Annotated in this window: 9 protein-coding genes; 6 read left to right on the top strand and 3 right to left on the bottom strand. The window is 55.7% G+C overall.

What is annotated here, in order from left to right; translation table 11 throughout:
* Positions 1–2: 2 nt before the first annotated feature.
* The 6 genes from mukF (at position 3) to PI91_RS10210 (ending at position 9,857) form a co-directional block, all read left to right on the top strand.
* A complete protein-coding gene (mukF, locus tag PI91_RS10185) occupies positions 3–1,325 on the top strand; it encodes a chromosome partition protein MukF (protein ID WP_008499955.1) in 1,323 nt (440 codons plus the stop codon).
* Positions 1,306–2,010, top strand: a complete 705-nt coding sequence (mukE, locus tag PI91_RS10190; protein WP_008499954.1) for a chromosome partition protein MukE — start codon at positions 1,306–1,308, stop codon at positions 2,008–2,010. The genes mukF and mukE overlap by 20 nt, the downstream gene beginning before the upstream one ends.
* Positions 2,010–6,461 (top strand): chromosome partition protein MukB, encoded by a 4,452-nt coding sequence (mukB, locus tag PI91_RS10195; protein WP_025912942.1) that lies wholly within the window; start codon positions 2,010–2,012, stop codon positions 6,459–6,461. The genes mukE and mukB overlap by 1 nt, the downstream gene beginning before the upstream one ends.
* Before the next feature lie 178 nt (positions 6,462–6,639).
* Positions 6,640–8,463 carry a L,D-transpeptidase gene (ldtD, locus tag PI91_RS10200; RefSeq protein WP_039266078.1) on the top strand — a complete coding sequence of 608 codons (1,824 nt, stop codon included), beginning with the start codon at positions 6,640–6,642 and terminating at the stop codon, positions 8,461–8,463.
* Positions 8,464–8,637: 174 nt separating this feature from the next.
* Complete coding sequence (locus PI91_RS10205; RefSeq protein ID WP_039266079.1) at positions 8,638–9,189, top strand: YcbK family protein; 552 nt, start codon at positions 8,638–8,640, stop codon at positions 9,187–9,189.
* Between the two features lie 20 nt (positions 9,190–9,209).
* Positions 9,210–9,857 carry an MBL fold metallo-hydrolase gene (locus PI91_RS10210; RefSeq protein ID WP_008499950.1) on the top strand — a complete coding sequence of 216 codons (648 nt, stop codon included), beginning with the start codon at positions 9,210–9,212 and terminating at the stop codon, positions 9,855–9,857.
* Between the two features lie 48 nt (positions 9,858–9,905).
* Here the strand turns inward: PI91_RS10210 and aspC are convergent, their stop codons facing one another.
* The 3 genes from aspC to asnS all read right to left on the bottom strand — a co-directional run bounded on the left by aspC (position 9,906) and on the right by asnS (position 14,346).
* On the bottom strand, positions 9,906–11,096 hold the full coding sequence (gene aspC / locus PI91_RS10215; RefSeq protein WP_008499949.1) for an aspartate transaminase: 1,191 nt from the start codon (positions 11,094–11,096) through the stop codon (positions 9,906–9,908).
* Between the two features lie 184 nt (positions 11,097–11,280).
* The gene (gene ompF, locus PI91_RS10220; RefSeq protein WP_039266080.1) at positions 11,281–12,339 is read right to left on the bottom strand and encodes a porin OmpF; all 1,059 of its coding nucleotides are present in this window, start codon (positions 12,337–12,339) and stop codon (positions 11,281–11,283) included.
* 606 nt (positions 12,340–12,945) lie between these two features.
* On the bottom strand, positions 12,946–14,346 hold the full coding sequence (gene asnS, locus PI91_RS10225) for an asparagine--tRNA ligase (protein WP_021240867.1): 1,401 nt from the start codon (positions 14,344–14,346) through the stop codon (positions 12,946–12,948).
* Between the last annotated feature and the right edge of the window lie 98 nt (positions 14,347–14,444).

A 14,444-nucleotide genomic window follows, 5' to 3' on the forward strand; every position in this document is an offset into this window, starting at 1 on the left:
CTATGAGTGAATTTTCCCAGACAGTCCCCGAACTGGTTGCCTGGGCCAGGAAAAACGATTTCTCCATCTCGCTGCCGGTAGACAGACTCTCTTTCCTGCTGGCGGTCGCCACGCTGAACGGCGAGCGGCTGGATGGGGAAATGAGCGAGGGTGAACTGGTGGATGCGTTCCGCCATGTCAGTGATGCGTTTGAGCAAACCAGCGAAACCATTAGCGTGCGTGCCAACAACGCAATCAACGATATGGTGCGTCAACGTCTGCTGAACCGCTTTACCAGCGAGCAGGCGGAAGGAAACGCCATCTATCGCCTGACGCCACTGGGCATCGGCATCACCGATTACTACATTCGCCAGCGCGAATTTTCCACGCTGCGTCTGTCCATGCAGCTGTCGATCGTGGCCGGTGAGCTTAAGCGCGCCGCCGATGCGGCAGATGAAGACGGTGACGAATTCCACTGGCACCGAAACGTCTATGCACCGCTGAAATACTCGGTGGCGGAAATCTTCGACAGTATCGATCTGACCCAGCGCCTGATGGACGAACAGCAGCAGCAGGTCAAAGACGATATCGCACAGCTGCTGAATAAAGACTGGCGTGCAGCCATCTCCAGCTGTGAACTTCTGCTGTCAGAAACCTCCGGTACGCTGCGTGAGCTGCAGGATACGCTGGAAGCCGCAGGGGATAAGCTGCAGGCGAACCTGCTGCGCATCCAGGACGCGACGCTGGCACACGACGATCTGCACTTTATCGATCGTTTAGTGTTCGACCTGCAGAGCAAGCTGGACCGCATCATCAGCTGGGGCCAGCAGTCGATCGACCTGTGGATCGGCTACGACCGACACGTGCATAAATTTATCCGTACCGCGATCGATATGGATAAAAACCGCGTCTTTGCCCAGCGTCTGCGCCAGTCGGTGCAGACCTATTTCGATGCGCCGTGGGCGCTGACCTACGCCAATGCCGATCGTCTGCTGGATATGCGCGACGAAGAGATGGCATTGCGTGATGAAGAGGTAACCGGTGAACTGCCGCCGGATTTGGAATACGAAGAATTTAACGAAATTCGCGAGCAGCTTGCGGCAATGATCGAAGAACAGCTCGCGGTCTACAAAACCAGACAAGCTCCGCTGGATCTGGGGCTCGTGGTGCGCGACTATCTGGCGCAATATCCTCGCGCGCGCCACTTCGACGTTGCCCGCATTGTGGTAGACCAGGCGGTTCGCCTGGGTATCGCGCAAGCCGATTTCACCGGACTGCCGCCGAAGTGGCAGCCAATTAACGATTACGGAGCCAAGGTACAGGCGCATGTCATTGACAAATATTGAACAAGTGATGCCGGTTAAGCTGGCACAGGCGCTGGCGAATCCGTTATTTCCGGCGCTTGACAGCCAGCTGCGTGCCGGTCGTCACATTGGCTTAGACGAGCTGGATAATCACGCCTTTTTGATGGACTTCCAGGAGTACCTGGAAGAGTTTTACGCCCGCTACAACGTGGAGCTTATCCGCGCGCCGGAAGGGTTTTTCTACCTGCGCCCGCGCTCCACGACGCTGATTCCGCGTTCCGTGCTCTCCGAGCTGGATATGATGGTCGGCAAAATTCTCTGCTACCTCTACCTCAGCCCGGAACGTCTGGCGAATGAAGGGATCTTCACCCAGCAGGAACTTTACGACGAGCTGTTGACGCTGGCAGATGAGAGCAAGCTGCTCAAGCTGGTGAACAACCGCTCCACGGGGTCGGATCTCGATCGTCAGAAATTACAGGAAAAAGTCCGCTCTTCCCTGAACCGTCTGCGTCGTCTGGGGATGGTCTGGTTTATGGGGCACGACAGCAGCAAATTCCGCATTACGGAATCTGTCTTCCGCTTCGGCGCCGACGTGCGTGCGGGCGATGACGCGCGTGAAGCGCAGCTTCGCATGATCCGCGACGGTGAAGCGATGCCGGTGGAAAACCATTTGCAGCTCAATGACGAGCATGAAGAGAATCTGCCGGATAGCGGGGAGGAAGAGTAATGATTGAACGCGGTAAATTTCGCTCACTGACGCTGATTAACTGGAACGGCTTCTTTGCCCGAACGTTCGATCTGGATGAGCTGGTGACGACGCTCTCAGGCGGTAACGGGGCGGGTAAATCCACCACCATGGCGGCCTTTGTCACGGCGCTGATCCCTGACCTGACGCTGCTTCACTTCCGTAACACCACCGAAGCGGGGGCCACAAGCGGTTCCCGTGATAAAGGTCTGCACGGGAAGCTGAAGGCCGGCGTCTGTTATTCGGTTCTGGACGTCATTAACTCCCGCCATCAGCGCGTGGTGGTGGGTGTGCGCCTGCAGCAGGTTGCCGGTCGCGACCGTAAAGTCGACATTAAACCGTTCGCCATCCAGGGGCTGCCAACGTCTGTGCAGCCGACGGCGCTGCTGACGGAAACCCTGAACGAGCGCCAGGCGCGCGTGCTGACGCTGCAGGAGCTGAAAGATAAGCTCGAAGCGATCGAAGGCGTGCAGTTCAAACAGTTCAACTCGATTACAGACTACCACTCGCTGATGTTCGATCTCGGCGTGGTGGCGCGTCGTCTGCGTACCGCATCAGACCGTAGCAAATACTACCGCCTGATCGAAGCGTCCCTGTACGGCGGTATCTCCAGCGCCATTACCCGCTCCCTGCGCGACTACCTGCTGCCGGAAAACAGCGGCGTGCGTAAGGCCTTCCAGGACATGGAGGCGGCGCTGCGTGAAAACCGCATGACGCTGGAAGCGATTCGCGTGACCCAGTCTGACCGCGATCTGTTTAAACACCTGATCAGCGAAGCCACTAACTACGTGGCGGCGGACTACATGCGCCACGCCAACGAGCGCCGCGTTCACCTCGATCAGGCATTAGAATACCGCCGCGAGCTGTTTACCTCCCGCAAACAGCTGGTGGCCGAGCAGTACAAGCACGTCGAAATGGCGCGCGAGCTCGGTGAGCACAACGGTGCTGAAGGTGACCTGGAAGCCGATTACCAGGCCGCCAGCGATCACCTGAACCTGGTGCAAACTGCGCTGCGTCAGCAGGAAAAAATCGAGCGCTATGAAGCGGACCTCGACGAGCTGCAAATTCGTCTTGAAGAGCAAAATGAAGTGGTGGCCGAAGCCGCCGAGATGCAGGAAGAGAACGAAGCCCGCGCCGAAGCGGCCGAGCTGGAAGTGGATGAGCTGAAAAGCCAGCTTGCCGATTACCAGCAGGCGCTGGACGTGCAGCAGACGCGTGCGATCCAGTACACCCAGGCACTGCAGGCCTTACAGCGCGCGAAAGAGCTGTGCCATCTGCCTGACCTGACGCCGGAAAGCGCCGACGAGTGGCTGGATACCTTCCAGGCCAAAGAGCAGGAAGCCACTGAGAAACTGCTCTCCCTCGAACAGAAAATGAGCGTCGCCCAAACGGCGCACAGCCAGTTTGAGCAGGCCTATCAGCTGGTTGTGGCGATTAACGGCCCGCTGGCACGTAACGAAGCCTGGGACGTTGCCCGCGAGCTGCTGCGCGACGGCGTGAACCAGCGCCATCTGGCCGAGCAGGTTCAGCCGCTGCGTATGCGTCTGAACGAGCTGGAACAGCGCCTGCGCGAGCAGCAGGAAGCCGAGCGTCTGCTGGCCGAATTCTGCAAGCGTCAGGGCAAACATTACGATTTTGACGAGCTTGAGGCCCTGCATCAGGAGCTCGAGGCGCGTATCGCTGCGCTTTCAGACACGGTCTCCAGCGCCAGCGAACAGCGTATGACCCTGCGTCAGGAGCTGGAACAGCTTCAGTCCCGTTCGCAAGCACTTCTGCAGCGTGCCCCGGTCTGGCTGGCGGCCCAGAGCAGCCTTAACCAGCTCAGTGAGCAGTGCGGCGAGCAGTTCGAATCCAGCCAGGAAGTCACTGAATACCTGCAGCAGCTGCTGGAGCGCGAGCGCGAGGCGATTGTTGAGCGTGATGAAGTGGGCGCGCGCAAGCGTGACGTCGACGAAGAAATTGAGCGCTTAAGCCAGCCGGGCGGTGCGGAAGACCCGCGCCTCAATGCCCTGGCAGAGCGTTTTGGCGGCGTACTGCTGTCTGAGATTTACGACGACGTCGGCCTGGACGATGCGCCATACTTCTCGGCACTGTACGGTCCATCCCGTAACGCGATCGTGGTGCCGGATCTGTCGCTGATTTCTGAGCAGCTTGCCGGTCTGGAAGATTGTCCGGAAGATCTCTACCTGATCGAAGGGGATCCGCAGTCGTTCGATGACAGCGTATTTAGCGTCGACGAGCTGGAAAAAGCGGTGGTAGTCAAAATCGCCGACCGTCAGTGGCGCTACTCCCGCTTCCCGGAACTGCCGCTGTTTGGCCGCGCCGCGCGTGAAAGCCGCATCGAAAGCCTGCACGCCGAGCGTGAGACGCTGTCTGAACGTTTTGCGACGCTGTCGTTTGACGTGCAGAAAACCCAGCGTCTGCATCAGGCGTTTAGCCGCTTTATCGGCAGCCATCTGGCCGTGGCCTTCGAAGCCGACCCGGAAGCGGAAATTCGCAAACTCAATACCCGCCGTGGCGAACTGGAACGGGCGATTGCCAGTCATGAAAGCGACAACCAGCAGAGTCGCGTCCAGTTCGAGCAGGCGAAAGAGGGCGTTGCGGCCCTTAACCGTATTCTGCCGCGCCTGAATCTGCTGGCAGACGACACGCTGGCCGACCGCGTGGATGAGATCCAGGAGCGTCTGGATGAAGCGCAGGAAGCCGCGCGCTTCGTGCAGCAGCACGGCAATCAGCTGGCGAAGCTGGAGCCGGTTGTCTCTGTCCTGCAGAGCGACCCGGAACAGTTCGAGCAGTTAAAAGAAGATTATGCCTGGTCACAGCAGGTGCAGCGCGAAGCGCGTCAGCAGGCGTTTGCCCTGACGGAAGTGGTGCAGCGTCGCGCCCATTTCGGCTACTCCGATTCGGCTGAAATGCTGAGCGGTAACAGCGATCTGAATGAAAAGCTGCGTCAGCGCCTTGAGCAGGCGGAAGCGGAGCGTACCCGCGCCCGCGAAGCGATGCGCAGCCACTCCGCTCAGCTGAACCAGTACAACCAGGTGCTGGCCTCGCTGAAAAGCTCCTTCGACACCAAGAAAGAGCTGTTAAACGACCTGCAGAAAGAGCTTCAGGATATCGGCGTCCGTGCCGACAGCGGGGCGGAAGAGCGCGCGCGCATTCGTCGTGACGAGCTGCATGCTCAGCTCAGCAATAACCGCGCGCGTCGCAATCAGCTGGAAAAAGCGCTGACCTTCTGTGAAGCGGAGATGGATAACCTGACCCGTCGCCTGCGCAAGCTGGAGCGCGACTACTTTGAGATGCGCGAGCAGGTCGTGACCGCCAAGGCGGGCTGGTGCGCGGTAATGCGCATGGTGAAAGACAATAACGTTGAGCGTCGTCTGCACCGTCGCGAGCTGGCGTATCTCTCTGCCGATGAGCTGCGTTCCATGTCGGATAAGGCGCTGGGTGCGCTGCGTCTGGCGGTGGCGGATAACGAACACCTGCGCGATGTCCTGCGTATGTCAGAAGATCCGAAACGTCCTGAACGTAAAATCCAGTTCTTCGTGGCGGTTTACCAGCACCTGCGCGAGCGTATTCGTCAGGACATTATCCGTACCGACGATCCGGTCGAAGCCATTGAGCAGATGGAAATCGAGCTGGGGCGTCTGACGGAAGAGCTGACCTCTCGCGAGCAGAAGCTGGCGATCAGCTCCCGCAGCGTGGCGAATATCATCCGCAAAACTATTCAGCGCGAGCAGAACCGCATTCGCCAGCTGAACCAGGGTCTGCAGAGCGTGTCGTTTGGCCAGGTGAACAGCGTGCGCCTCAACGTCAACGTGCGTGAAGCCCACGCGACGCTGCTGGAAGTGCTGTCTGAGCAGCACGAGCAGCACCAGGATCTGTTCAACAGCAACCGTCTGACCTTCTCCGAAGCGCTGGCGAAGCTGTATCAGCGCCTGAATCCGCAGATTGATATGGGACAGCGTACGCCGCAAACCATCGGGGAAGAGCTGCTGGATTACCGTAACTACCTGGAAATGGAGGTTGAGGTAAACCGTGGCTCCGACGGCTGGCTGCGCGCGGAATCCGGGGCGCTCTCTACCGGTGAAGCGATCGGTACCGGGATGTCGATTCTGGTGATGGTGGTACAGAGCTGGGAAGACGAAGCGCGCCGCCTGCGCGGCAAAGACATCTCCCCATGCCGACTGCTGTTCCTGGATGAGGCGGCGCGTCTTGATGCGCGCTCCATTGCCACGCTGTTTGAGCTTTGCGAACGTCTCGATATGCAGCTCATCATTGCCGCACCGGAGAACATTAGCCCTGAAAAAGGGACAACCTACAAGCTGGTGCGTAAAGTGTTCCAGAACAGCGAGCACGTTCACGTTGTCGGGCTGCGCGGCTTTGCGCCGCAGCCGCCGGAGTCACTGCCGGAAACCACGGCGGACGCTTCCTGAAGTGTCTTCTGACCCGAAGCGGCGCTCTGGCGCCGCTTTTTTTTTAAACTTAACTTGTGCTTAGGGCTGCGTTATCTTTAAACTTCTTTACATAAGGTAAGGCAACAGCTTAGCCGTCTACCTATAATGAAAGAAAGCCCCAACGTGATGGGCATGTCGTGAAAACAGGGGGCAAGGGATGTTGCTTAAGAAAAAATGTGGTCGTCAGCTGTCGGCGCTAAGTTTATGTCTGGCAGTGATGTTTGCTCCACTGTTAACCGCCCAGGCCGACGAGCCTGAAATTGTGCCGACTGACAGCTCGGCAACGACGGGCGCGCAGCCTACGTCGTTGTTCCAGCCGCTGGAGCAATCTCCGGCGACGGCGATCATGGCCGGTATTAAGCCGCTGCCGGAAGGCATCGACGCCGAATCGCTCAGCCAGCAGCTGCAGTCGGGGCTGCCGTCAGGCTACACGCCTGTCTATCTCAATCAGCTCACGCTGCTTTATGCTGCCCGCGATATGAAACCGATGTGGGAAAACCGCGATGCCGTGCGCGCCTTTCAGCAGCAGCTGGCGGAGGTCGCGATTGCAGGGTTTCAGCCGCAGTTTACAAAGTGGGTTGAGCTGTTAACCGATCCTGCCGTAACAGGGCAGGCGAGAGATGTGGTGCTTTCCGATGCCATGATGGGTTACCTGCAGTTCGTGGCGGGTATTCCGGTCAATGGCAACCGCTGGCTTTACAGCGATAAGCCGTATAAGCTCGCGACGCCAGCGCTGTCGGTGATTAACCAGTGGCAGTTAGCCCTCGATAATGGTGAACTGCCGCGCTTTATTGCCAGCCTCGCACCGGCGCATCCACAATACGCCACGCTTCACCAGTCGCTCCTCGCGCTGGTGGGCGACTCGCGCCCATGGCCGCAGATGCGCGGCACCGCGACGCTGCGTCCGGGGCAGTGGAGCAGCGATGTGCCTGCTCTGCGCGAGATCCTGACGCGCTCGGGTCTTCTTGAAGGCGGGCCACATATCGCCCTGCCAGGCGACGATCCGCAAAACGCGGCGGTCAGCCCGTCAGCGCCCGTGAAAGAGAAAAAAGCGATTGCCGTCAGCAATAAACCCGCAGCATACGATCGCGAGCTGGTTGCGGCAGTGAAGCAATTCCAGGCCGCTCAGGGACTGGGAGCCGATGGCGTCATTGGCCAGACGACGCGAGACTGGCTGAACGTATCGCCTGCGCAGCGGGCAGGGGTGCTGGCGCTCAATATCCAGCGTTTGCGCCTGCTGCCGGGAACCCTCTCTACCGGCATTATGGTTAACATTCCGGCGTATTCCCTGGTCTATTACCAGGACGGTAGCGAAAAACTGGCGTCGCGCGTGATTGTCGGGCGTCCGGATCGCAAAACACCGATGATGAGCAGCGCGCTCAATAACGTAGTCGTTAACCCGCCGTGGAACGTGCCACCGACGCTGGCGCGGAAAGACATTCTGCCGAAGGTCTGGAACGATCCGGGTTATCTGGAACGTCATGGCTATACGGTGATGCGTGGATGGAACAGTAAAGAGGCTATCGATCCTTATATGGTCGACTGGTCGACAATCACGGCGTCAAACCTGCCGTTCCGTTTCCAGCAGGCACCGGGGGCGCATAACTCTTTAGGGCGTTACAAATTCAATATGCCGAGTTCTGACGCTATCTATCTGCACGATACGCCGAACCACAATCTGTTCCAGAAAGATACGCGCGCGCTGAGTTCTGGCTGCGTGCGCGTGAACAAAGCCTCGGAGCTGGCCAATATGCTGCTGCAGGATGCAGGGTGGAACGATACGCGCATTTCGGATGCCCTGAAACAAGGGGATACGCGTTACGTTAATATTCGACACAATATTCCGGTCAATCTTTACTATCTGACGGCGTTTGTGGGCGAAGATGGGCGGACTCAGTACCGTACAGATATTTACAATTATGATCTCACCGCGCGATCCGGCGCACAAATTTTGCCAAAAGCGGAACAATTAATCAGGTAAATGAAGCAGTTCGGGAAAATTGATTGTCGTAAGTTAGGGTGAATAAGGGGCTATATCGCTGCAAGCCGCGTATTCACTGGGGTTGGGCGCCTTGACGTACCCGGTTTTGCCAGTTAAGGTGCCCTTCGTGCGCTATGCATATTACGATTTCTTTTACCTGTAGACCTGATTATCATGGACAAATTTGACGCTAATCGCCGCAAACTGCTGGCGTTAGGTGGTGTTGCGCTTGGCGCAGCGGCCATCTTGCCGACGCCAGCATTTGCCACCCTCTCGACACCTCGTCCGCGAGTTTTAACGCTCAACAATCTTCATACCGGTGAGTCGCTAAAAGCGGAGTTCTTCGATGGCAGAGGCTATATTCAGGATGAATTAGCAAGACTTAACCATTTTTTCCGTGATTTCCGCGCGAATAAAATAAAAGCCATCGATCCAGGACTGTTTGATCAGCTTTACCGCCTTCAGGGCCTGCTGGGTACCAGCAAGCCGGTGCAGCTTATTTCTGGTTATCGCTCAATTGATACCAATAATGAACTGCGCGCCCACAGTCGCGGGGTAGCGAAAAAAAGCTATCACACGAAGGGACAGGCAATGGATTTCCATATTGAGGGCGTTTCGTTAGCCAATATTCGCAAAGCTGCGTTATCTATGCGCGCAGGTGGTGTAGGATATTACCCCAGCAGCAACTTTGTGCATATTGATACCGGTCCGGTTCGGCACTGGTAATAACGAAACACAGGAGCAGTATGAACTATCGTATTATTCCGGTTACCGCGTTCTCCCAGAATTGCTCACTCATCTGGTGCGAACAGACTAAACTGGCCGCGCTTGTCGATCCCGGCGGTGACGCTGAGAAGATCAAGCAGGAAGTCGCCGACAGCGGCGTGACGCTTATGCAGATTTTACTGACGCATGGTCACCTCGACCATGTGGGCGCAGCGGCTGAACTGGCTGAACACTACGGCGTGCCGATTGTCGGTCCGGAAAAAGAAGATGAGTTCTGGCTGCAGGGGTTACCCGCCCAAAGCCGCATGTTTGGCCTGGATGAGTGTCAGCCCCTGACGCCCGATCGCTGGCTGAACGAAGGAGAGCGCGTTAGCATAGGGAATGTGACTTTACAGGTGTTGCATTGTCCTGGGCATACGCCAGGCCATATCGTCTTCTTTGATGACCAGTCCCGTCTGCTGATCTCCGGCGATGTGATTTTCAAAGGTGGCGTAGGACGCAGCGATTTTCCGCGCGGCGATCACGGACAGCTGATTCAGTCGATTAAACAGAAGTTATTGCCGCTGGGTGATGATGTGACGTTTATCCCTGGGCACGGTCCGATGTCGACGCTGGGCTATGAACGGCTCCATAATCCGTTCCTTCAGGATGAAATGCCTGTCTGGTAACCCGAATAAAAAAAGCCTGCATGATGCAGGCTTTTTTATGGGCGCAAATTACAGTACGGCGACAATCGCTTCGCACAGCGGCGCCATGTTGTCAGGCGTCATGCCTGCAACGTTCACGCGGCCAGACGCTACGGCGTACACGCCGAACTCTTCACGCAGACGCAGAACCTGCTCTTTGGTCAGGCCGCTGAACGAGAACATGCCGTTCTGTTTGATGATAAAGCTGAAGTCGCGGTCCGCGCCTTTCTCCGCCAGGGTGTTCACAAACAGCAGGCGCATGCGTTGAATACGCTGACGCATATCGTTCAGCTCTTGTTCCCAAATGGCGCGCAGCGCATCGTTGCTCAGGATAGTCGCAACAACAGAGGCACCGTGTGCCGGCGGGTTAGAGTAGTTAGCGCGGATAACGGATTTCATCTGGCTGAACGCGCGATCGACGGTTTCATCGTTAGCCGCAACCAGCGTACAGGCACCTACACGCTCATTGTACAGACCAAAGTTCTTGGAGTAGGAGCTTGCAACGATCAGCTCCTGATGCACCGCGGCGAACGCGCGCAGGCCTTCGGCATCTTCTTCCAGACCACGGGCGAAGCCCTGGTAGGCAAAGTCAAACAGCGGCAGCCAGCCTTTTTCTACGGACAGCTTCGCCAGATGTTCCCACTGCTCAAGCGTTGGATCGATACCGGTTGGGTTGTGGCAGCAGCCGTGGAACAGCACCACGTCACCTGCCTGCGCTTCGCTCAGGCTTGCCAGCAGGCCGTCAAAGTCCAGAGAGTGGTTTGCTGCGTCGTAGTAGGCGTATTCACGCACTTCCAGACCCGCAGAGTTAAATACGCTCTTGTGGTTCGGCCAGCTTGGATTGCTTACCCAGACACGCTTCACAGAGGTGTTTTTCGCAAGGAAATCCGCCGCCACGCGCAGCGCGCCGGTACCGCCCGGGGTCTGTGCCGTACGGGCACGTTTGTCACTCACAATTGCACTGCCTTTACCGAACAGCAGCTCCTGGGTGCAGCGACCAAATTCAGGGATACCATCAATACCGAGGTAGTTTTTGGTGGTTTCGTTTTCCAGCAGATACTGCTCAGCTTTCTTAACGCTGGTCAGTACCGGAGTTTTGCCGGTTTCATCTTTATATACACCAATACCCAGGTTGATTTTGCCAGGGCGGTCGTCGGCACGAAACAGATCGGCCAGGCCCAGAATCGGGTCGGCAGGAGCGGCGGTAATGTTCTCAAACATGACGAAGTTCCATTGTGATTACAGAAGTGAAATCCGCTATCAGGTTAACGGTAGATTTACAAAATGCCAACCGTTTGCGACGAAAAGCGTGCGGCTTTTCAAAAGTCGCCATTATTTTCTGTCAGGCATAAAAAAACAGGGCCGAAGCCCTGTTCATTAAGCATATAACAAAGTGGTGTACTGATTAGAACTGGTAGACGAGACCCAGTGCTACAGTGTCATCGTTGTTGATGCCCAGTTTGTTGTCATCTTTCAGCTGGTTGATCTGGTAGTCAACATAGGTGGACATGTTTTTGTTGAAGTAGTAAGTCGCGCCAACTTCGATGTAGTTGATGAAATCTTCATCACCAATGCCTTCTACGTCTTTCGCTTTAGATTTGTAGTAAGCGATGGATGGACGCAGACCGAAGTCGAATTGATACTGAGCGACAACAGAGAAGTCCTGAGATTTGTTAGCGAAACCTTTGCTGCTCAAACGCGCGGCGTTGTGCATTTCGCCGTACAGTGCTGCCAGGTAGATGTTGTTTGCGTCATACTTCAGGCCAGTTGCCCACTGCTCAGCTTTATCGCCTTTACCCCAGTCCAGTTTTTGCTGGCTGTTGGTACGGTCAGCTGCGCCGTATGCACCCACAACACCAAAGCCTTCGAAATCATAGCTAACTGAGGTTGCCCAACCGTCACCGTTAGAACGTACTGCATCATCACGGTCATTTTTGCCCAGGTACTGAACGCCAAAGTTCAGACCGTCAACCAGGCCGAAGAAGCCGCTGTTACGGTAAGTCGCCAGACCACCATTACGGCTGGAGAAGAAGTTATCGCTCTTGCCAGTGTCGCCACCCCATTCTGGCAGCATATCGGTGATGCCGATTGCATCATACACCAGGCCATAGTTACGACCGTAGTCGAAGGAGCCTGCATCACCGAATTTCAGACCTGCGAACGCCAGACGGGTTTTATTACCGCTCTGAGCATCGGCGCCTTCGGAGTTGTTACCCTGGAAGTTGTATTCCCACTGGCCATAACCGGTCAGCTGGTCATTGATTTTCGTTTCGCCTTTGAAGCCCAGACGAGCGTAAGTCTGGTCGCCATCGTTGCCAGCATAGTCAGAGAAGTAATGCAGACCAACCGCTTTCCCGTAAAGATCCAGTTTATTAGAGTCTTTGTTATAGATTTCTGCAGCGTTGGCTGCACCGGCTACCAGCAGGGCAGGGATTACCGCTGCCAGAATATTGCGCTTCATCATTATTTATTACCCTCATTGGTTTTTTTATGACACTCGCCACTGCCGTCAATAAATTCTGTCAATAAATATTTCCGGAACTATTGATGAGAGTTTGGTGTCTTTATGTATCTGACAGGCATCTTTCCATTCGCCGAAGCGTTTCGCTAGCCTGAAAGTGCTACAATTCTCAAGATTGAGTAACCAAAAGAAAATATATGTAACTAAATGTGTATTTTTGGGAACTTTGTGAACCACCTCAAACTTCAGAACGCCCTGGTGAATTAAGCGACAGTATCTATCCTATATATATGAATTCCTTATGATTAATTTGGATAAAGGCAATTCATATAAACAGACGATAAACGACTCGTTTTTTCTTATGACGCCGAAAAGCCTTCTGGATGGCTGTAAAATTGGTTGAAATTTGTGCTATTGCTTGAGGATGTAATAAGCGCAATAAGAATGGGGTTTATTTTTTGTGGCTGGATATTTCGCGGAAACAAAACGTAACAGGTAGTGGTTGTGACGGGGTGAAGGTTTGAAGATGCTGACTTTACGCTGACGAAAACTGACAATACAGGATAAAATAATGGCCAGCACAGGCTGGCCATTTTAGTCTTTTACCGATTAGAAGCTGGCGTTACGTGGCGTACGTGGGAACGGAATCACGTCACGAACGTTCTGCACACCGGTCACGTAGGCGATCAGACGCTCAAAGCCCAGACCAAAACCGGCGTGCGGTACGGTACCGTAACGACGCAGATCGCGGTACCAGCTGTAGTCCGCAGGGTTGAGACCCATCTCTTCCATACGCGCGTCCAGCACGTCCAGACGCTCTTCACGCTGAGAGCCACCGATGATTTCACCGATGCCCGGCGCCAGGACGTCCATCGCTGCCACGGTTTTACCGTCTTCGTTAAGGCGCATATAGAAGGCCTTAATGTCTTTCGGGTAGTTTTTAACGACAACCGGCGCTTTGAAATGCTTCTCGGCCAGATAGCGCTCGTGCTCAGACGCCAGGTCTACGCCCCAGTAAACCGGGTTCTCGAACTTCTCACCGCATTTCTCGAGGATCGCCACCGCGTCGGTGTAATCCACCTGCGCAAAATCGGCAGAGACGAAGCGCTCCAGACGGGCTACCGCGTCGCTGTCTACGCGCTCGGCGAAGAATTTCATGTCGTCCGGACGCTCTTCCAGCACCGCTTTGAAGACATATTTCAGCATCGCTTCCGCCAGACCCGCGACATCGTCCAGGTTGGCGAACGCCACTTCAGGCTCCAGCATCCAGAATTCCGCCAGGTGACGGCTGGTGTTGGAGTTTTCGGCACGGAAGGTAGGGCCAAAGGTGTAGATTTTAGACAGCGCGCAGGCGTACGTTTCGCCGTTGAGCTGACCGGATACGGTCAGGAAGGCCTCTTTACCAAAGAAGTCTTTGTCATAGTCCACTTTACCTTCCGGGGTGCGCGGCAGGTTTTCGAGATCCAGCGTTGAGACGCGGAACATCTCACCGGCGCCTTCCGTATCGGACGCGGTGATCAGCGGGGTAGACACCCAGAAATAACCCTGCTCATCGAAGAAACGATGCAGCGCCTGCGCCAGCGTATGACGTACGCGAGCAACCGCACCAATCAGGTTGGTACGTGGACGAAGGTGCGCCACTTCACGCAGATACTCAATGCTGTGACGTTTAGCCGCCATCGGATAGGTATCCGGATCTTCAACCCAGCCGGTGACTTCAATGGCAGAAGCCTGAATTTCGAAACTCTGACCCTGGCCCGGGGATGCCACGACCACGCCGGTGACAATAACGGAACAGCCCGTCGTCAGGTGCAGAACGTCATCATTGTAATTGGGCAGAGAATTATTAATGACGGCCTGTACAGGATCAAAGCAGGAACCGTCATAGACGGCAAGGAAGGAGATGCCAGCTTTAGAATCTCGGCGGGTACGCACCCATCCGCGCACGGTGACTTCTGAGTCAACGGCGACACGGCCCTGGAGTACGTCGGCTACAGGCACAACGCTCATAATATTCTCTCTGTTAATAGTCGGAAAAAATAAACACTTGTCCACCCTTATGGGGGGATATCTATGTTACCTGCCATCCGCTATCAGACAAGTAAATT

The organism is Enterobacter sp. FB, assembly GCF_000805795.1.
Lineage (GTDB): Bacteria > Pseudomonadota > Gammaproteobacteria > Enterobacterales > Enterobacteriaceae > Enterobacter > Enterobacter roggenkampii.